This window comes from Enterobacter sp. DTU_2021_1002640_1_SI_PRY_ASU_LCPMC_013, from assembly GCF_032389435.1.
Taxonomy (GTDB): domain Bacteria; phylum Pseudomonadota; class Gammaproteobacteria; order Enterobacterales; family Enterobacteriaceae; genus Enterobacter; species Enterobacter hormaechei_C.
The window spans coordinates 970371-990169 of record NZ_CP135594.1 but is presented as its reverse complement, the minus strand read 5'-3'; the positions used below and the strand labels follow the sequence as shown (position 1 = coordinate 990169).

The 19799-nt window shown below is 54.3% G+C and carries 21 protein-coding genes; 5 read left to right on the top strand and 16 right to left on the bottom strand.

The genetic code is table 11. The annotated features are described in order from the left end of the window. Positions 1-355: 355 nt before the first annotated feature. A complete protein-coding gene (mak, locus tag RS584_RS04735; RefSeq protein ID WP_196277692.1) occupies positions 356-1261 on the bottom strand; it encodes a fructokinase in 906 nt (301 codons plus the stop codon). 123 nt (positions 1262-1384) lie between these two features. Between mak and rdgC the strand changes: the two genes are divergently transcribed. Continuing rightward, a complete protein-coding gene (rdgC, locus tag RS584_RS04730) occupies positions 1385-2299 on the top strand; it encodes a recombination-associated protein RdgC (RefSeq protein WP_006809928.1) in 915 nt (304 codons plus the stop codon). A gap of 47 nt (positions 2300-2346) precedes the next feature. Here the strand turns inward: rdgC and ppnP are convergent, their stop codons facing one another. The 5 genes from ppnP to RS584_RS04705 form a co-directional block, all read right to left on the bottom strand. Next, a complete protein-coding gene (gene ppnP / locus RS584_RS04725; protein WP_003859131.1) occupies positions 2347-2634 on the bottom strand; it encodes a pyrimidine/purine nucleoside phosphorylase in 288 nt (95 codons plus the stop codon). Between the two features lie 71 nt (positions 2635-2705). Then, entirely contained in the window at positions 2706-3383 is a 678-nt protein-coding gene (locus RS584_RS04720) for an AroM family protein (protein WP_003859133.1), read from the bottom strand. Positions 3384-3619: 236 nt separating this feature from the next. Beyond that, positions 3620-3811 carry a protein YaiA gene (yaiA, locus tag RS584_RS04715; protein ID WP_315749023.1) on the bottom strand — a complete coding sequence of 64 codons (192 nt, stop codon included), beginning with the start codon at positions 3809-3811 and terminating at the stop codon, positions 3620-3622. Between the two features lie 44 nt (positions 3812-3855). After that, positions 3856-4380: a shikimate kinase AroL gene (aroL, locus tag RS584_RS04710; RefSeq protein WP_315749022.1), complete on the bottom strand. Its 525-nt coding sequence runs from the start codon at positions 4378-4380 to the stop codon at positions 3856-3858. A gap of 144 nt (positions 4381-4524) precedes the next feature. Then, entirely contained in the window at positions 4525-4983 is a 459-nt protein-coding gene (locus tag RS584_RS04705) for a YaiI/YqxD family protein (RefSeq protein ID WP_003859141.1), read from the bottom strand. Between the two features lie 97 nt (positions 4984-5080). Here RS584_RS04705 and proC point away from each other — a divergent pair, with 97 nt between their 5' ends. Beyond that, a complete protein-coding gene (proC, locus tag RS584_RS04700) occupies positions 5081-5890 on the top strand; it encodes a pyrroline-5-carboxylate reductase (protein WP_015571314.1) in 810 nt (269 codons plus the stop codon). Positions 5891-5906: 16 nt separating this feature from the next. Here proC and adrA read toward each other — a convergent pair whose 3' ends face one another. The 5 genes from adrA to RS584_RS04675 all read right to left on the bottom strand — a co-directional run bounded on the left by adrA (position 5907) and on the right by RS584_RS04675 (position 10264). After that, positions 5907-7010: a diguanylate cyclase AdrA gene (gene adrA, locus RS584_RS04695; RefSeq protein WP_023296005.1), complete on the bottom strand. Its 1104-nt coding sequence runs from the start codon at positions 7008-7010 to the stop codon at positions 5907-5909. A 102-nt stretch (positions 7011-7112) separates the two neighbouring features. Continuing rightward, positions 7113-7433: a phosphate starvation-inducible protein PsiF gene (gene psiF / locus RS584_RS04690; protein ID WP_015571316.1), complete on the bottom strand. Its 321-nt coding sequence runs from the start codon at positions 7431-7433 to the stop codon at positions 7113-7115. A 294-nt stretch (positions 7434-7727) separates the two neighbouring features. After that, positions 7728-7988, bottom strand: a complete 261-nt coding sequence (gene iraP, locus RS584_RS04685; RefSeq protein WP_003859148.1) for an anti-adapter protein IraP — start codon at positions 7986-7988, stop codon at positions 7728-7730. Positions 7989-8196: 208 nt separating this feature from the next. Continuing rightward, the gene (locus tag RS584_RS04680) at positions 8197-9411 is read right to left on the bottom strand and encodes a multidrug efflux MFS transporter (protein ID WP_015571317.1); all 1215 of its coding nucleotides are present in this window, start codon (positions 9409-9411) and stop codon (positions 8197-8199) included. Between the two features lie 169 nt (positions 9412-9580). Continuing rightward, a complete protein-coding gene (locus tag RS584_RS04675) occupies positions 9581-10264 on the bottom strand; it encodes an extensin family protein (RefSeq protein WP_315749021.1) in 684 nt (227 codons plus the stop codon). Positions 10265-10368: 104 nt separating this feature from the next. Here RS584_RS04675 and ddlA point away from each other — a divergent pair, with 104 nt between their 5' ends. Beyond that, positions 10369-11466 carry a D-alanine--D-alanine ligase gene (ddlA, locus tag RS584_RS04670; protein WP_315749020.1) on the top strand — a complete coding sequence of 366 codons (1098 nt, stop codon included), beginning with the start codon at positions 10369-10371 and terminating at the stop codon, positions 11464-11466. 3 nt (positions 11467-11469) lie between these two features. Here the strand turns inward: ddlA and RS584_RS04665 are convergent, their stop codons facing one another. Beyond that, a complete protein-coding gene (locus RS584_RS04665) occupies positions 11470-11691 on the bottom strand; it encodes a DUF2754 domain-containing protein (protein WP_015571318.1) in 222 nt (73 codons plus the stop codon). A 248-nt stretch (positions 11692-11939) separates the two neighbouring features. Between RS584_RS04665 and RS584_RS04660 the strand changes: the two genes are divergently transcribed. Further along, positions 11940-12242 (top strand): DUF2755 family protein, encoded by a 303-nt coding sequence (locus tag RS584_RS04660; protein WP_003859159.1) that lies wholly within the window; start codon positions 11940-11942, stop codon positions 12240-12242. Here the strand turns inward: RS584_RS04660 and RS584_RS04655 are convergent, their stop codons facing one another. Further along, positions 12243-13340, bottom strand: coding sequence for a DUF1615 domain-containing protein (locus tag RS584_RS04655; protein WP_315749019.1), 1098 nt, complete (start codon positions 13338-13340; stop codon positions 12243-12245). It abuts the gene before it with no gap. Between the two features lie 12 nt (positions 13341-13352). Beyond that, positions 13353-14573, bottom strand: coding sequence for a peptide antibiotic transporter SbmA (gene sbmA / locus RS584_RS04650; protein WP_003859162.1), 1221 nt, complete (start codon positions 14571-14573; stop codon positions 13353-13355). A gap of 350 nt (positions 14574-14923) precedes the next feature. On the opposite strand from sbmA, the gene ampH reads away from it, so the two are divergent. After that, positions 14924-16084 (top strand): D-alanyl-D-alanine-carboxypeptidase/endopeptidase AmpH, encoded by a 1161-nt coding sequence (gene ampH / locus RS584_RS04645; RefSeq protein WP_315749018.1) that lies wholly within the window; start codon positions 14924-14926, stop codon positions 16082-16084. Between the two features lie 2 nt (positions 16085-16086). Here the strand turns inward: ampH and RS584_RS04640 are convergent, their stop codons facing one another. After that, positions 16087-16713: a helix-turn-helix domain-containing protein gene (locus RS584_RS04640; protein ID WP_315749017.1), complete on the bottom strand. Its 627-nt coding sequence runs from the start codon at positions 16711-16713 to the stop codon at positions 16087-16089. Between the two features lie 89 nt (positions 16714-16802). Next, positions 16803-19577 carry an autotransporter outer membrane beta-barrel domain-containing protein gene (locus RS584_RS04635; RefSeq protein ID WP_315749015.1) on the bottom strand — a complete coding sequence of 925 codons (2775 nt, stop codon included), beginning with the start codon at positions 19575-19577 and terminating at the stop codon, positions 16803-16805. Positions 19578-19799 lie beyond the last annotated feature (222 nt).

The window sequence follows — 19799 nt, the reverse complement described above, 5'->3', positions numbered from 1 at the left end:
GTTCCTTGCTACTCTGTCACGACATGAGCGGTGAACGTGCCAGGGTGGCTCAGTCGCCACCACCCTGGCGACCCGGGCTTCCGGCGGTAAATCGCCGCTTCGCGGTGCCTTCGGCTTATTCCTTCCGGCTTATCGGGGACGGGCGGAGGTAACATCCCTGTAAAGCCCGCCCTCTCGGCGCATCCCTGCGCCTCGCCCCGGCCTACAGGAAACGCCTCAGCGATTTACAGCCGGACCGAGGCATCGCTGAAAGCCCTCAGTTATTCTGAGGCAACGTTATAGCTTTTGCTTTCAAATTACTGGGGTAGCCTCTCCCCACGGGGAGAGGCTACAAACATCAAAAACGGTTTTGCGTTTATTCCGGCCAGAGCCACGCCGCGCCGCGTACGCCGCTGGAGTCACCGTGGACGGCTTTGCGGATCGGCGTTTCGCACTCGCCGCCAAATACCCACTGTTTCACCAGCGTTGGCACCGTGGCGTACAGCCGGTCGACGTTGCTCATGCCTCCGCCCAGTACAATCACGTCGGGATCAAGAATATTGATCACATGCGCCAGTGACTTAGCCAGCCGCATTTCGTAGCGGCTGAGCGCCAGTTCAGCCACCGGATCCTGCTCCTCAACCAGACGCATAATCTCGTTACCTTTCAGCGGCTGACCGCTCAGACGATGATAATCGGTGGCAAACCCCGTGCCGGAAATAAAGGTCTCAATACAGCCCTGCTTGCCACAGTAGCACGGTACTTCGGCGCGGTATTTGAGTTCATCTTCATCCATCCACGGCAACGGATTGTGCCCCCACTCGCCCGCGGTGCCGTTGCCGCCAATATGCGAGCGCCCACCGAAGGCCACGCCCGCCCCGCAGCCGGTGCCGATAATGACCGCAAATACGGTCTGCGCGCCAGCCGCTGCGCCATCCACGGCCTCAGACACCGCAAGGCAGTTAGCGTCATTCGCCAGACGCACCTCCCGGTTCAGGCGTTCGCTTAAGTCTTTATCAAATGGCTGACCGTTGAGCCAGGTGGAGTTGGCATTTTTCACCACGCTGGTATACGGCGAAATGGAGCCGGGGATCCCCATCCCGACCGTGCCCGTCTCGCCCGTTGCCTGCTCTGCCATATCGACCAGGCGGGCAATCGTCTCTATGGTCTGGTGATAATCATCGCGCGGCGTAGGCAGACGGTGGCGAAACAGTTGCTCCCCCTGCTCGCTCAGCGCAATAACTTCTGTTTTGGTGCCGCCCAAATCAATCCCAATACGCACAAGACACTCCTCATTATTTTGATTATCAACAGAGTAGAAGCCCGCTTCCCGATTAGCAATGCAAGCGATGCGACAATTCGTTATCATGCCCGCTGATTTAACGACAAGGCCGTGGAAATTATCATGCTGTGGTTCAAAAATTTGATGGTTTACCGTCTCAGCCGCGACGTTTCGCTGCGTGCAGAAGAGATGGAAAAACAGTTAGCCGCTTACTCCTTTACCCCTTGCGGTAGCCAGGATATGGCAAAAACCGGCTGGGTTCCGCCAATGGGTTCTCAAAGCGATGCGCTGACCCACGCCAGCAGCACGGGGCAAATCATCGTTTGCGCCCGTAAAGAAGAGAAGATCCTGCCGACGCCCGTGGTTAAGCAGGCGCTCGAAGCGAAGATCTTCAAGCTGGAAGCTGAACAGGGCCGTAAGCTTAAAAAAACCGAAAAAGATTCGCTGAAGGATGAAGTGCTGCACTCGCTGCTGCCGCGCGCTTTTAGCCGCTTTAGCCAGACCATGATGTGGATCGACACTGTTAACGGGCTGATCATGGTGGACTGCGCCAGCGCCAAAAAAGCGGAAGATACGCTGGCGCTGCTGCGTAAGAGCCTTGGCTCATTACCGGTGGTACCGCTGGCGCTGGAAACGCCGATTGAGCTGACCCTGACCGAGTGGGTGCGCAGCGGGACTGCCGCGCAGGGCTTCCAGATCCTTGATGAAGCAGAGCTGAAAGCGCTGCTGGAAGATGGCGGCGTGATCCGCGCGAAGAAACAGGATCTGGTGAGCGACGAAATCGCCGTGCACATTGAAGCGGGCAAAGTGGTGACCAAACTGGCACTCGACTGGCAGCAGCGCATTCAGTTTGTGATGTGTGATGACGGCTCCGTGAAGCGCCTTAAGTTCTGCGATGAACTGCGCGATCAGAACGAAGATATCGACCGCGAAGATTATGCTCAGCGCTTTGACGCAGACTTTATCCTGATGACCGGCGAGCTGGCGGCGTTAATTCAGAACCTGGTGGAAGGTCTCGGCGGCGAAGCGCAGCGCTGACAGGCAAAACGTAGGCCGGGTAAGCGAATGCGCCACCCGGCATGCTTTTATTTCAGATAGCGGCACAGATAAGAGGTTGGCTCTGCAACCTGTAAATGGAACTCGCTGTGGCCCGGCACGTTGAAGACCTGCCCGGCACTGTAGACTTTCCACTCCGTTTCACCCGGCAGCAGGACGTTCAGCGCGCCGCTGACCACCGTCATCTCTTCCGCTTCTGCGGTGCCAAAGGTGTATTCCCCTTCCGCCATTACGCCGACACTGGCGCGGCCAGTGCTGCTGCTGGTAAAACCAATGGATTTCACTTTACCGGAAAAGTATTCGTTACTTTGAAGCATGAACTGGCCCTTATATTTATTGAGAAAAATCCACTATAGGGGCCATGCTCATGACCTGTCACGCAAAATCATTACACCAGTAATTCTGACGCCAGGCGCGCCATCAGGACGTTAGAGAGCAACACCGGAACATCCAGCGCCTTTTGCAGTAAATCACGATGCCGCTGATGGAAGCCCAGGCAGTCGAGCATCAGGACATCCGCCCCTCTGTCGATCAACTCCTGCCCGGCCGCAATCAGCTTCGCTTCGCTGTCCCAGAACGGGTTTGCCAGCGCGTACAGCGGGGTGTGCTCCAGCGCGGCCCACTTCACCGTCTGGTTATCCAGCAGTTCCTCAACGGGAACGATGACCCCAACCTGATGACCATCAACAATTGAGGCCACCAGCGGGGGGATAATCCGCATCGGTTCGAGCAGAATGGCATTACGCGCGCTGAGCCCTTTAACGGGTGCCGTGCTCATCAGCAAAATAACGTCATAGTCCTGATTGTCGAGCACTTCGATCACGCCCTGTAGCGCGCGCTCGATTTTCTGGCGTGACACATGCGCCAGTTTACCGTCACTGAGTAACGTTGCCAGGGGATCTTCCCCCTCTCCGACCGCGTAGTCTTCCATGACCTCTTCCCGACTGAGCTTCCCTAACAGACTGAGATGCGTAATTTGTTGTTCAGAGACATGCTCGGTTAAGAGCGGTAATACTTCGCTTACAGGCACCACACCAATCGTGAGGATCGCCAACGTCGCCTTCATTTTGATCGCCTTCCGTTACTACCACAACTGCCACATAAGTACAGGCTCACTACGCTGCACTGTTCATTTTTTCAACAAAACAGCACCAAGGGTAGCAGGGGATCTCTACACCGTAATGTAAAGATCGACTGGCCTTTCCGAATCCACCTGTAATAACTAAATATTAACTGCTGCTTAACATCAGCGATATGTTAAAAGTGTGATTCAGGCACGGTTGTAACGAATTCGGATTCCTGTCAGGACTTCTCAGGATCCTCATAGCGCCGTTTCGCATCTAGCGCTTCCTGTTCGGTTTCATGTTCGCTGATCAGCGAATCAGGTTTAGGGTGATCGGCACGCAGCTGGTACCAGGTTACGGTCTGATCGCCGTTACCTTTTTCAACGGTAATGATGCGGGCTTCACGTGGATAGGGAGGTCTGGTTGGCATAGCTCATCCTTTTTTTATGTCTGAGCTATGAGTATAGACGGCTGTTAGCTGGCGCAAGCCAAACGCAGGGCGGTAATAATCTGAATCGCAACTTTCTCGGGTGACGCCGACGCATCCACAACGTGGTGTGCCGCCTCGCGGTACAGTGCATCGCGTTCGGCGAGGACGTCGCTGACCTCTTCATTCAGCGGTTTCGCGGTCAGCGCCGGGCGCTGTCCCTCTTCCGGAAACGCCTCCAGCCGCCCCACCAGCGTAGAGACCGGGGCACAGAGGTAGATCACGACACCCTTTTCGCGCATAAACTGGCGGTTATACGGTGCCAGAATAATGCCCCCACCGGTCGCAATCACGGTTGACGGCGCGGTCACCGCTTCCAGCGTGGCCGTTTCACGCGCACGAAAGCTCTTCCAACCCTCATCCTCAACGATATCGGCGATGGTCTTACCGGCATTCTCCTGGAGCCAGTGGTCAGTATCGACAAACTGACTCTGGCACAGACGCGCCAGCTCCAGACCAACGGTGGTTTTCCCACAGCCGCGAGGGCCAACTAAAAAGATGGGTGGGTTCATTACCAGGTGTTCCCCTTGCTGCCGGATAACTGAAGGCTGTAAAGAAATGATTGCAGTAGATGTTGCGCTAACTTTACTGCAAAGCGGTACGGAATGACAAGCCTGTGGAAGCCACACTGTACCACAAAACCGCCCGGAGGTGGGCTACGCCGGGCGGCGCTTCACTTCCAGCAGCCATTTATCCAGCTCGGCGGCAAACTGCTGGCGATCGCGCTGCGACAGGCTGTCCGGCCCACCGGTTTGCACGCCGCTGGAACGAAGCGTATCCATAAAATCACGCATGGTGAGCTTCTCGCGGATCGTTGCCGGCGAATAGCGTTCTCCGCGCGGGTTCAGCGCCGCCGCCCCTTTCGCCAGTACATCGGCAGCCAGCGGGATATCCGCGGTGATCACCAGATCTCCTGCGTCACACAGGCGTACTATCTCGTTATCCGCCACATCAAACCCGGCCGGAACGCGCAGAGAACGGATGTATCTGGAGGGCGGCACGCGGATATTCTGGTTCGCCACCAGCGTCAGCGGCATCTGCACGCGCTCGGCAGCGCGAAATAAAATCTCTTTGATGACATTCGGACACGCGTCCGCATCAACCCAAATCGCCATAGTCTCTCCCCATTATGATTCTGGTGACTATTGTCGCCTGCATTTCGTTGTTAAGCTATCAATGAGAGATAACAACGCATAATAACGGAGAGACGTGATGGATAAGAAAATCGGGTTTATCGGCTGCGGAAATATGGGCAAAGCTATCCTCGGCGGACTGATTGCCAGCGGGCAGGTGCTGCCGGGGCAGATTTGGGTCTATACCCCATCCCCGGATAAAGTCGCGGCGCTGCGTGATGAGTATGGTGTCAACGCTGCCGAAAGCGCACAGGACGTGGCTCAGGTGGCGGATATTGTCTTTGGCGCCGTTAAACCGAATATCATGATTAAAGTCCTGAGCGAGATCACCTCCAGCCTTAACAAAGAGACCCTGGTGGTATCGATTGCCGCAGGCGTGACCCTCGATCAGCTCGCCCGCGCGCTGGGCCACGACCGTAAGATTGTTCGCGCCATGCCAAACACCCCGTCGCTGGTGAACGCCGGTATGACATCCGTTACCCCGAACGCGCTGGTCACATCTGAAGACGTGGCGGATGTACTGAATATTTTCCGCTGCTTCGGCGAAGCGGAAGTGATTGCCGAACCGATGATCCACCCGGTAGTCGGCGTGAGCGGCTCTGCCCCGGCGTATGTCTTTATGTTTATCGAAGCCATGGCCGATGCCGCCGTACTGGGTGGAATGCCGCGCGCGCAGGCCTACAAATTTGCAGCGCAGGCGGTGATGGGTTCGGCCAAAATGGTGCTGGAAACGGGTAAACATCCGGGCGAACTGAAAGATATGGTGTGCTCACCGGGGGGCACAACCATTGAAGCCGTGCGCGTGCTGGAAGATCGCGGGTTCCGCTCCGCCGTGATCGAGGCGATGGAAAAATGCATGGAAAAATCAGAGAAGCTCAGTAAGTCCTGATGCGCTACGCCGGGCGTCAGGCGGCCACTTCGGTGCGGCCCCGTCCGGCATTTTTGGCTTTATAGAGGGCCACGTCCGCCGCCTTTAGCCATTCACGATAGTGGGTGAACTGCGCCCCCCAGGGAGCAACCCCAACGCTGATACACAACCTCGCCATAGGTGCTCCGTGCAGCGGCATGTTGACCAGCCGTTCGTGGACGCGCGACATCGCAGCAATCGCGCTGTCGGCAGGCGTGCCGGACATGATCACCGCGAACTCATCCCCGCCAAAACGGCCAATATAATCGCCTGAGCGCAGGGTCAGCTGAAGCTGGCGCGTGATGGCGACAATCGCTTCATCCCCCACGTCATGCCCCCAGGTGTCGTTGATCGTCTTGAAGTGATCGATATCGATGAGCAGTATCGTCGCCTGTCGATGGCTTCGACGGCAGGCCTCAAATTCGTTACGCAGCAGCGTTTCCCAGTGACGGCGATTGAACACGCCGGTCATTCCGTCGCGGGTACTCATCAGCTCAAGCCGACGCTTATGCTCTGCCAGACGGATCGCCGTGCGGTGGCTGAGCCAGGCAAACAGTATGGGGTAGACCACCAGCACGGGGAGCGTCAGCCACAACGCCAGTGGTTCAGAGGTCAATACCACAGGAGTACCCGTGGATTGCACGGTGAGCAGAGCAGACAGGGCAAGCAGCGCCAGTCCTGTCAGAAATAACCGACATCCCCCCGATCCCATCATATTCATGCCGATCATCACGATCAGCGCCGCCGTAGGTAGCGCATTGAACCCTGTTAGCCCCATCCAGACACCGGCAATAATGGCATCGATTTTCAGATTAACAATTTCACTGCTGTGGGGTTCAGCCGAACGAAAAGCCAGCTGCCAGGCCAGATGGGGCCAGACAAAGACCCAGCCCACCAGCAATAACCACCAGACGCCGGAAAGAAACTGGCTCACCAGAACACTGGCAAGCGGAACAAATAGCGCCGCCAGACCAACGATGCGTGCCAGCCGTATTCGCCGGGCAAATCGCAGACCGGAACGGTATGAATCATCCTGAGAAAGCTGCTGGTGCCACGCTTCCCGAATGTTCTCGTGATTGTCATAAAACTCATCATTCATCATTTTTGGGAATATTCTGAAACATTTTCCCAAATTATAGAGAGGGGGATAGCGGGGAAAGTATGAAATTTTGGGTGAGCCACAGCCGTGACTCACCCGTTAGCACTACGCCTGTTTTTTGAGGCACGCGCTCATAAACTTGCTGCGATCGTCGCCTTTCAGCATCTGCTGTGTCGCCTGGGCGTTGCACTCACGCATTTTTTGCTGCTGTGGGGTCAGGCTTTTTTCACCGGGTTTAGCCGCACCATTTTTAAGGCAGTCGCTCATGTACGTTTTACGGGCATCCCCTTTCAGGCTTTGCGATGTCGCCTGTTGGTTACAGGTCGTCATGCGCTGCTGCTGGGGCGTTAACGTTTTCTCTTCCGCGTGTGCTGAGGCGATCAGACACAGGCCAGAGAGCAGGGTAACCAGTATTGTTGTTTTCATTGCACCATCCTTTATGTGAAGTTCCACGTTAAGTCTGGCTCGTTACGGGAAAAAAACCACCCTGCGACTCTGATTTTCGCCGGGCTCTGCGGTTATTTCAGCCCTGTATCGGCATAATATTCATTAACCGGTTTCGCCGGGGGGGAGGCGGTAATTAATAACAGAAATTATGCGGTGAAAGGTGTGCTCTGTCTCAATTTAATTTTCCCTGCATAAATGTGTAAAAATAAAAACAGAGCGACGCCAGGCATCCTGCATGACAATTCTGTGACAGGTCATTTCACCTCAGACAGGTTAGCTGCGAGGATGCCTTAAAAGCTTCTTTACGTATTGCTGAAGCAGCTCCGCATCTTCCGCAGGCACCTGGGAATCAGGACGCGCTTTTTCCAGCGCGCCTTCAACGTTGTCGATCAACGCCTCCTGTTCCGGTTTTGCCATCTGTCGCAGCAGCGCCGTCACAACGATTTCCAGCGCCTCGACCTGGGCAACCAGCTCTTTCGACTCTTCTTCCTTTTGGGCAAGCTTAACCAACAACTCAGCAATGAGATTTTTCATGGTGCTATTTCCTTATGTGATTTCCCCTGAAATTAACACCCTCTCTGAATAATGAAAAGCATGGATTGGCTTTATCTTATGCAAAAGTGACATCGCTGCCAAAAAAGATATTTCAGCGCGGAAGCGAAACGTTTTCCTGAAAGAAAGGCGCCGCATTTCGTTATATAAAAATGCGGCGTTCATAAGAATAAATAATATATTATCGTGTTTACCGGGCCGACTTTGCCTCAGCGATTCGCCTGCGGCGTCGCAAGGCAAAGGCCAGTTGAATAATATTCAGCAGGACCACCACCGCCGTCGCGGCAAATACCCAGCGGAAACCCGCCATCGCCGAGACCGAGGCGCCGATAAGCGGGCCTGCTACGTTGCCTAAATACATGAACGACTGGTTGTAGCCAAAAATGCGGCCGGTTACCTGGTCACTGGAATATTTCACCAGCAGCGTCTGAACAGCGGGCAGCATGGCGCCATCCGCGAAGCCAAGCAGGAAGCGCAGGATGCCGAGCTGAAGAGGTGTGGTGACGAATGACATGGCAAAGAAAAGGATCACCGCAATGATGAGCGTTGCCATCAGAATACGTGCCGTACCGATCCTGTCGCCCAGTTTCCCCAGACGCGGAGCAGACATCAGCGCCGACACGCCCGGCACCGCGGCAATCATCCCGCTCAGAAAAGCAATGTTGCTGCTGTCCGGCGCCATCGACTTGATAAACAGCGCCAGAATCGGCCCTACCGAACCGTTACAGAGCTGGATCACCATCGTCGTCACAAAGAGGCTAATCATCAGGCCAGGATAAGGCAGCGAGGCGAAAACCGCTTTTCCGCTCAGGCGTTCGGATTTACTGACAACAGGCCGCCCGCCCTCTTTAATCAGAAAAAGGGTGACCAGAAAGCTGATGGTCAGCAGGATCGCGGTAATGATAAAGACCGCACGCAGCCCGACATGGTCAGCCAGGAAGCCGCCGAGCAGCGGGCCGCCAATTACCCCGCTGATCTGGGCGGTGGAAAGCGTGCTGAGCGCCCAGCCGCTTCGCTCACGCGGTACCTGTGAGGCCACCAGCGCCATGGCATTTGGAATATAACCGGAGGTCAGCCCCATTATCGCCCGCAGAATAAACAGCTGCCAGACGTTGGTGGCGAAGGCCTGGAGCAAAATGGCTATCGCCATCCCCAGCGAGGCGCGGAGCAGCATCAACTTGCGCCCCTTGCGATCCGCCAGGCTGCCCCACATCGGCGACACAATGGCGGAGACCAGAAACGTCACGCTGAACGTCAGGCCGGACCACATAGAGAGCGCTTCATGAGAAGTCACTCCCAGCTGCGACACATACAGCGGCAGGAAGGGCAATATCTGGCTGATAGCCAGTCCGGTGAAGAAGCAGCCGAACCAGACTGAAATGAGATTAACTTTCCAGGATTCCATAACAGAAATAGTCTTCATTTTTAGGCGAATTCGCCGACAGATTAGCAAGTTACGCGCAATGACATAGCGCCAGAGATGCGGCCTTGCAGACTTTGGTGTTTTATCTTCCCAGTCATCATATTTGTGAAATAAGTCACAATTTATCCAATTTTTGGCGGAAGATTATTCTTCATCGACATAATCCATAGCCGCGCATCCCCAGATGGAAATGGTTGGCATGGGCGGCATTATAGTCCGGCCCCAGACCGTTACCGTAATAGCCACAGCTTGCCGAGAGCAGGGCCTGTAGCCAGGGCTGCGTTTTTTCCGCTTTCCAGCCGTTCAGGACGGTAACGCGCTGTCCATTTGCCAGCCTGAAAGCGCTGATATCCAGCGCATCCGCCGTGGCATGTTCGCTGCGCCGCGCATCCGGGCGGCTGTAGATATTGCGGCAGGCGAAGCTGCCCAGATGTTCAATACGCGTAAGCTCGCTTCCGGTCCAGGTTTTGGTGAGCGGTCGGGCCTGCTGGCTGACAAACAGCGCCGAACTTAACGCCAGCGGGCAACTGGCCAGAAAGCTGCTGTTCAGGCTCACCGGGCCCAAATCGCGCACGCGCACCACGTTACTCAGCGGACACTCACCGGCGCTGTCAGCGACAGCCTGGGTACGGATAAGCTGGCGTTGATTCGCCTGCGCTAACAGGCTTTCGCACGCCTGGGGTGTTAAACGTCGAAGTTTAAATTGGGTGATTTTTCCGGGCGGATCGTCAAGCGTAAGCGGCACGAAAGGATTGTAATACGGCGGCAACCAGCGGTAGCCCACCGTGGCGATCCCGGCAATAACAATAAGAATAAGCAGACCTTTTCCTTTCACGCGCCCCCCTTCAGCATCCCTCAAAACATTATGGCAGAAGGCCGCGAAACCCGCCGGGCATCGTGGTATGTTATTGGCTTTTCGTCAGACTGGAAGAGAGTGAGATGGCAAAGCAGCGCGTAGGTATTGTCTTTGGGGGAAAATCGGCAGAGCACGAGGTGTCATTGCAATCGGCTAAAAATATCGTTGATGCGATTGATAAAAGCCGTTTTGACGTGGTGCTGCTGGGCATTGATAAACAGGGCCAGTGGCATGTTAACGATGCCAGCCAGTATCTGTTACACGCTGACGATCCGGCGCACATTGCCCTTAATCCTTCTGATATCAGCGTCGCAACGGTTCCAGGCGTGGAACAGGGACAGCTTATCGATGCCGGGAACGCGCAGGCGCTGGCACAGATTGACGTGGTATTCCCTATCGTTCACGGCACGCTGGGCGAAGACGGCTCTCTGCAAGGCATGTTGCGGATGGCGAACCTGCCGTTTGTCGGTTCCGATGTGCTGGGCTCTGCCGCCTGCATGGATAAAGACGTCACAAAACGTCTCCTGCGCGACGCCGGTCTGAATATTGCGCCGTTCGTGACGCTCACTCGCGCCAACCGCGATAAACACAGCTTCGCGCAGATCCAGGCGCAACTCGGCCTGCCGCTGTTTGTGAAACCAGCAAATCAGGGCTCGTCCGTCGGCGTCAGCAAAGTCACCAGCGAAGCGCAGTTTAACGATGCCGTTCGTATGGCCTTTGAGTTTGACCATAAGGTGGTGGTTGAGCAGGGAATTAACGGTCGTGAAATTGAGTGCGCCGTGCTGGGCAACGACTTCCCGCAGGCGAGTACCTGTGGTGAAGTGGTACTGAACAGTGACTTCTATTCCTACGACACCAAATATATTGACGACAAAGGTGCCCAGGTTGTGGTTCCCGCCGCGCTCGATCCCGACGTTAACGACAAGATCCGGGCGATCGCCGTTGAAGCCTATCAGGCGCTGGGATGCTGTGGGATGGCGCGCGTCGACGTGTTTCTGACGCCGGATAACGAGGTGGTGATTAACGAAATCAACACTCTGCCGGGCTTTACCAATATCAGCATGTACCCGAAGCTGTGGCAGGCCAGCGGGATAAGCTATCCGGAACTGATCACCCGCCTGATTGAACTGGCACTGGAGCGCCACGCCGATGACAGCGCCCTGAAAAGTTCCGTTAACTAACGCTTAGTCAGCTTTCTCTGCCGTCGTCGTCTCATCGGGACGACGGCGGATAATAAATCCCGCCAGCCAGAAACTGATTACCCAGGTTACCAGCCCAACCGCATAGGTTTGCCAGCCTTTCGCTTCAAATCCCAGCAGCCCGACAACACCGTTGAGAATAAAGATCAGCCCGATCGCAAAGGCGTAGTAATGCCAGTCACGGCGTAATTTGGAAGTGAGCTTCATGACAACTCCGGCAGAAAAAAAACTATCCTCTCACAGTTTGATAAAGGCGTCTGTGGCGGATACGTAAATTCTGAAATGCAGCGCAGTTTCACTTATGTTATCAATTTGTGACGTGATGCAGAAATCGACAATCCAGGAGAAATCCTGAGCCGAATTTCCCACGATTCTGATATTGACAAATGCTATGACCTGTCACACTCACCCTGTACGACGCGTATTAAAACAGAGTGATATTATCGGGAGGTCTTATGGCAGACTTTACATTGTCGAAACCGATTTTTGGCGGAAAACAACCAAAAACCTCCACGGCGGGGAATATTGCCTATGCCCTGTTTGTTCTGTTTTGTTTCTGGGCAGGAACCCAACTGCTGAATATGCTGGTGCATGCCCCTGGCGTGTATGAGCATCTGATGCAGGTGCAGGATACAGGCCGCCCGCGCGTTGAAATCGGTTTAGGCGTGAGCACCGTATTTGGACTCATTCCCTTCCTCGCGGGCAGCATGGTTCTGGGCGTGATTGCCCTTGTCCTGCGCTGGCGCAACCGCCACTGATTACAGTCCCATACAGAGTGCCCGACGATCGTCAACGCGTTTCGCGAACCAGGCGGTCGTCAGGTTACGCGTGATCTTCGGGCTTTCCAGCTGAATGCCTGGCAGAATGGCTCTGGGTAAAGCCTTTCCACTTTTCTTGTCGGCCAGCGCAAAGACCTGCTTATACAGATCCGTTTTCTCAAACGCCAGGCTGTCGCCCTTCTCCAGCTGTCGGCGAATGTCGCTGTTGCTCATCTCCAGCTTTGTCGACAGTTTTCGCACCGCACGTTCGGTTGTCCCTGCCTCACTGCTGCCATATGCAATGAGATCGCCGTCCAAAGCGAGCTTTACGCCGCTGGCGCGGCTTACCGCATTCTGGAAGGCTGCATTTCGGCTGGCATACCAGCCCGCGTTAAAGTCGGCAAAGCGATACAGCGGTTTATCGTAGTTGGCCGGATAATTTAGCAGGTGATACGTCCCAAACCACAGCCCACCGCGCAGGGAGAAGACCTCCTGACGTACCGTACCGTCGATATCCCACGGATAGCCGTCAGTATGCTTTTCCGCAAATGCGATACTGACCTGCATCGGACCGCCGGTATGCACCGGATTTAGCGAGCCAAACAGCTTCTGCCCCATCGGCACCATATTGATGAAATCATCGAAAATGGCGCTAAGCTGTTTCTCGGTTTTCACCGTATCCAGCCGTTCACTGTAGCTTTTACCGTTTGGCGAGGTGATTTTAAGGGCGGTATGCACCAGGAAAACCGGGATATGCATCGATTCGGCCCGGCGGTCGATCTCTTTCCAGGCAATTTTGTTCAGGCCAGGCACAACAGGATCTGACTGATACATCGATTCCTGCTGCGCCACCGCGAGCACCGAGCAGATATTCTCCTCGGTAGGCGCGATCTTCTGGCTTTTGAAGGTCGCTGCCAGCGCATCAGCCCACTCACTGCGATCCTTCACGCTGGCGGGCATTTTTTGCCGCACCACGCTCGCCACATCAACGGGCTTCTCCCCTTCTTTGAGCGGGGCAGCCCCTTTTTCGGCACAGCCCGCCAGCACGAAAGCGGCGAGTAACGTCAGCGGTAATGCACGTGGTACGGCAAATGGCATAGCAATTCCTTTTTAACCTAATGTATGGGTGACTTCCTGCACGTCCTTATCGTCCAGCTCACGCTCGAAACTGCGTAAACGTTTGTAGATGGACATCAGCTCCACCAGCGTAGTCCAGGAGCTAATCAGATACTGGAACGAACCGCGAACCTGACCAAAGACGTTGGTGATTTGGGTCATCAGACCGAGCGTAATCGTACCCGCAACGATGGACGGGAACAGCAGGAACAACCCGAAAACGTTATCAACCTGAAGATAAAGAATGCGCGCGATATTGAAATACATGTAATGGAAATAGAGGCGGAAATAGTTACGACGTACGGCGCCAAACAGCTCACGCACGGTAGGCGGTGACGCACGGTTGGCATCGTCTTCGCCATACACCAGCTCTTTACGGTAGGCCGCTTCCACGCGCTGGTTTTTAAACTCCAGCCCCGGCAGCTTGATCCCCACCACCGCCAGCAGCCCCGTTCCCATCAGCGACCAGACAATCGCAGCAATCACCAGGCCGTATGGCAGATGGCCGACAATCGGCAGCTCCGGAACGTGCGACGAGAGCGTCACCAGCACCGGCAGGAAGGCGATCAGCGTCATGATGGCGTTGATAAAGCTCACGCCCATATCTTCCAGAGTAGAGGCAAAACGCATGGTGTCTTCCTGCACACGCTGTGCGGCACCTTCGATATGCCGCAGGTGCTGCCAGTGCGCCATATAGTGTTCGTTCATCGCGGTACGCCAGCGGAACACATAGTGGCTGACGAAAAAGTTATTCATCACGCCAATCACCACGGCGATAAGGGCGATGCCGAGGAAGATCCCCACCTCATGGTAGAACTGATTGATGGTCACTTTATGCGGCGAACTCAGCGCCGTCTGGATCAGATCGTAAAACGGCGCATACCAGGCGTTGACCGCTACGCCCACTTCCACCAGGAACCAGGTGACAAAGATGATTAACGACGTGCCGAGAATCGACCAGTATTGCCAGCGGTGAGGAGAATAGACGAACCAGAACATGGCAAAAAGCCCTACGCAGAGCACGTAATAAGCGTAGAAAAGCAGATAGCTCATGGACCAGAAGCGCGCTGCGCTAATGGGAATGTCGCCCGTTGCCCCCGTAAGACGGGTCAGCCACGCGCCGCCACCGGCCTGCCAGAAAATGACAGCCAGCAGTGCCCAAATAAATGCCGACAGGAAAAAGGGCCCCGGCTTTGGGAAAAAAGATTTAAACATTGTGCTTCCTTTTGTTGTTATGGCTGTTGCTGTGTTCAACATATCGCCACACGAAACCTTGCCTGTGCCAGCCTCCCGGCTCAGGCAAAAAAGTGAGACCTGCGGGTGAATTATTAGTTCGCTTCCCAGTTTTCAAGAATTGTTTCGGTGCGTTTCATTCGCAACAGCGATCGTAGCGTCTATCATACGGTCGATGTCACAAAATGGGAGCCACGCCGCAAGTAAATTGTTCAAATTTACCCACGGTTACGTTTTTCTCGCTATCGTTATGCAAATCGGGCCATTGCCCGACGTCGATTAGTAGTATAACTACCCGTAACTTTCCTTATTCACTTGATGGATGCTTTTCGTTGAAACGTTGTCTGCTCTCTATCGCCGCGCTGTGTGCGGTGAGCCTGTCCACCGCCCAGGCAGCACAGCCTCTGACGGCCCCGGTTCTGGCCTCTGACATTGCCGATCGCTACGCGAACCTTATTTATTACGGCAGCGGTGCGACGGGAATGGCGCTGGTCGTGATCGACGGTAACCAGCGAGTGTTTCGCAGCTTCGGTGAAACACGACCGGGAAATAACGTTCGTCCGCAGCTGGATTCCGTTATCCGTGTCGCATCGATAACCAAGCTGATGACCAGCGAAATGCTGGTGAAACTGCTCGATCAGGGCGTGGTGAAACTCGACGATCCGCTCAGCAAATATGCACCGGCCGGCGCTCGCGTTCCGACATATCAGGGAACGCCGATCAGACTGGTGAATCTGGCGACCCATACCAGCGCCCTGCCGCGAGAACAGCCCGGTGGCGCTGCGCATCGCCCTGTCTTTGTCTGGCCAACCCGCGAGCAACGCTGGAACTACCTGAGCACAGCAACCCTGAAATCGGCCCCGGGCTCGCAGGCCGGCTATTCTAACCTGGCGTTTGATCTGCTGGCCGACGCTTTAGCGACGGCGTCGGGTAAGCCTTACCCTCAACTGTTTGAAGAGCAGATCACGCGTCCGCTCGGGATGAAAGATACCACTTACACCCCTTCCCCGGACCAGTGCAAGCGTCTGATGGTGGCGGAAAAAGGGGCCAGCCCGTGCAATAACACGCTGGCCGCCATTGGCAGCGGTGGCGTTTACTCTACGCCTGGCGACATGATGCGCTGGATGCAACAGTTCCTCTCATCGGATTTTTACGCGCGTAGCAATCAGGCCGACCGAATGCAGACGCTCATCTACCAGCGTGCTCAGCTACGACGCGTCATTGGCATGGATGTTCCAGGTAAAGCCGATGCCCTCGGCATGGGCTGGGTGTATATGGCGCCAAAAGATGGCCGACCGGGGATTATTCAAAAAACCGGTGGAGGTGGCGGATTCATCACCTACATGGCGATGATTCCGCAATCAAACGTAGGCGCTTTTGTGGTGGTCACCCGGTCGCCAAATACACGCTTCGTGAATATGAGTGATGGCATAAATAACCTGGTGGCCGAGCTGAGCGCCAATAAAGCGCAGGTGCTTACGGCCTCTAACTGATCTCAATAGTCCGTGGGCAAACGGTTGATACTGATCAGTTTGCCCCGGCTCATATTGATGTAGTTCCCCTGTCGCAGCGCCGCCAGAACCTCAGCAACGACCGAACGAGAAATACGAGTGCTACGCTGAATATGATTCATAACACCAATTTTTGAACGTAGCGTGTCATCCCACTCGGCCATATTGATCAGCATCGCCCGGATTTGGCTATAGGAATTATTTCCGACCAACTGCATGTCACGTTTTCCCAATAAATGGTTAAGCCATGACAGCCAGCAGAAAGCCTCTTGCCAAAGTTGCGCGTCCTGAATAAGCTGGTACGCGTCAGATGCCGGTAAATAAAATCCGGTACAAGGCGTCTGTGCCATCAAAGAATATTCAAGATAGTTTTCATTTATCCATGCGCTTAAACCGTGGATATACGGTGCCCGCGCAATACCCATAAGTAATTCGTCTGATTTACGGTGGACGGCCGTCAGGCCGGATTGTATGACAACGGTCAATGGTTCATCATCATTATTGCCGGTAGTTATTAATTGTTGTGGTTCGTTCTTAAATGGGGTACCGGCGACTTCCAGACACTTTATGAGCCGGCTTAATTCAGAAAGTGGCTTCGCATTAACGTTCATGCATACCTCAAGTCATCTGTATCTGTCGGTTCTTTATAATTTTTAAAACACATAAAAAAGCGGGGGAAAAATCCCCCGCGCTTTCTATATTACCAGGTGTATTTCACACCCAGGTTTGCTCCCCAGTTCTGGTCAACGTCGCCGCCGCCCAGATAAGTCGCATCAGTGTAAGCACTGAAGTTTTTCGTGAAGCTGAACTGAGTGCCCAGTCCCACGCGAACCGCAGAGCCTTCCACGCCGTTATCAATGCTGTCATTGTTGATATCAGCATTGTTGTCGGCATCGTCATACACGTAAGCCAGTTTGAAGTAAGGCGTTAATGCCTGCTCGCCGCCGTAGTTGAAGGTATAACCTGCATCCACGCCGAGTTCATAACGCATACTGTCGTAAGACTGACCATCGATATGCATGTCGTTGCTTAACTGGTAGTCATCACCGGACTGGAACAGGCCAGAGATCGCCGCGTAAGGCGTGACGTAGCCAGACAGGTTTGGTTTCCAGTCATAGCCCAGTTTCATCCCGAAACCAACGGCGTCAGTCGTGGTATTACCGTCAACATACTGACCGTTGCTCATGGTAGCAGAGAGGTCGTTGTTGAAGCGGGTGTAGCTCAGGGAGCTGTCGAGGAAGATGTCGTTCATGAACTTCGCCGACGCGTAGATCATCGCAGTCTGGCTGTCCTGATCGACCTGACCAGTACGATCGCTGATATCACCCTTCGCGAAACCAGCCGCACCACCGACAATCCACTTCGCGTTATTACCGTCGATCTGAGTATCCAGACCTACCATAATGCCGCTTACGTCCTGATCGTAGCTAACGGTGCCATTATCCGCGTCAAAGTTGCCGCCGAAATAGCTCACCCATGCGCCGCCGTTATCTGCCAGGCCATGACGGCTGTTGGTCAGACGGGTACCCACGGTATCCTGTTGCAGATTCCAGATGTTGGTATTAGCAGAAGGAATGCTCAGCGCCATGTTGGCGTAGTCAGTCAGCTCTTCCTGCTGGAGAACAACGGTGTCGCCCTTCTGCTGCGCCTGATAGGTGTAAGCACCTAAATCGGCTTTGTTTGCGGCAGTAAAGCTGGCTGCGGTATCCGCGTTATTGTCATAGACGCGAACGATCTCTTTGTTTTTGTAGTCAGCTACGGAGCCTGCGCCGGTCGCATCGTCGATGCGCACTTTATAGTTACCGGCAACGTCACCATTCACCGCCAGATGGCCGTCGGAGTTCAGCGCGACAATACCGTAATCGTAGTCTGCTTTATAGCGATCGTTGGTGATATAGCGTGCGTTGTTCAGGTCGCTGTTCAGCACATAATCGCGGCTGGCAACGTTGAGCACACCACCATCAGTCAGCACCATATTGTGTGTATCAACCTGACCCAGACCCAGCGCCAGCTCTGCACCGTTGTCCACGGTAATAGTGTTGGCATACAGCTCAGCTGTCTCTTCAGTCAGTGCAGCACGGCTGTAGCTATCCAGATACAAGCTGTCGGTTGCTACTGCGCCGCTGTCGCCGATGTTCAGGCCAGACGCATTGGTCAGGGTGATGGAATCAGCCAGCAGGCCGGAGTTTTCAACATTGACCTGAGACTGGTTATTCACCGTCAGCGCGTCGATGTTGGAGATCTTACGGGTATCCCACTCGGAACCGTTATCCAGCGCCACGTTGAACAGGCCGCTCTGATAAACCTCTTCACCCGCAACGTGACCGTTGCTGTCGTAGGTAGAATCAGGCCAGATGCTGTTTGGAGAAAGCGTGTGCCAGTCTACATCGCTGTAGCCTTCACCATACATCTGCGCCGTGCCGATGGCTTCAACGCTGGACTGCGCGGCACCCACCCATTTACTGCCGTTGGTCAGTGTGACATCCAGCTTGTCGGTATCATCCCAGCCGTTGGTAGTTGGGTTATAGACGCCGTCATCGGTGGTATCCGTTGCCGGATCGCCATTCTCGTAGAAGTTGTTATCAAAGGTGCTGGCGAAAAGGATGTCGCCGGTAATGGTAGAGTGATCGAAGGTGGCGGTGGTCTGCATGGCGTTATCAGACGCGCCAGCAACAACGATCAGCGCCGCATCATCCGCAGCCGTGGCGTTGGTTTCACCGTAGTCGCTCGGCTTCGCCGTTTGACCGTAGAAGCCACTGGTACCGAGATCGCTGTACGCGCCAGAGGTCAGCACAGAGTCTTTCACCACCAGCGTATCGGTAAAGATATTGCTGCTGTTAGCAACCCCTTCAACACCGTCGTATGGCGTGTTATCCAGTTCATGGTAACCCTGCGTCAGTGTAATACCCGCGATGTGGGAATTGTTCTGAATAACGATATCAGATTCAACGTCCAGGGTGATCGCGTTACCCAGACCATAGGTGTCCAGATAATGCGTTTCAGTGGTTTCGCCGTTGACGACATCATACGCGTAATGCTCATAGGTATCGTTGATGGTGGAGTTATCAACAGTCAGGCTAAAACGATCATACTGGGTATGAGTGGTGCCGTCAGTATCCACGCCATCTGCACACGTCGTGGTCATACACTCTGACGTGATCATGCCGTTAATGGTGCTGTTAGAAATACTCAACGCGTTCGCACGGCCATTGACACCATCATCCAGATAGTATGTTGAAATAACTCCGTTTACGGTTGATTTATTGATGACTGGATAAATGTCACCATCATGTGTGGCATCTGAATAATCCCAGTCAGAATAACCATAATACCATGGCGTGGACGCGGTATTGTCATATCCAAAAGTATTATATGTCGTGCCGGATATATCTTTCGCATTGGCCTGAGAAGCGATAGCCAGTGTGCAGGCTAATGCAAGTTGTGATACAACCAGTTTCTTTTTCCATGTTTGCATTGGGTCATCCCTCCTCAGGGACGTAAGCAAGTTTGTCCATCAAATCATTTGGCAACATTAAATTGCGGAAGGAATTATGCAGTTTCACTTCGAAAAGGTTCAATGAATGATTCCATTAAGTCCGTATTCAGACAAATAAGCTTATAAACCCAGGGCAATAACAATCATTATGAATAAATATTATAAATTCAATTGATTACAAACCACCTCAATCGGGCCGAC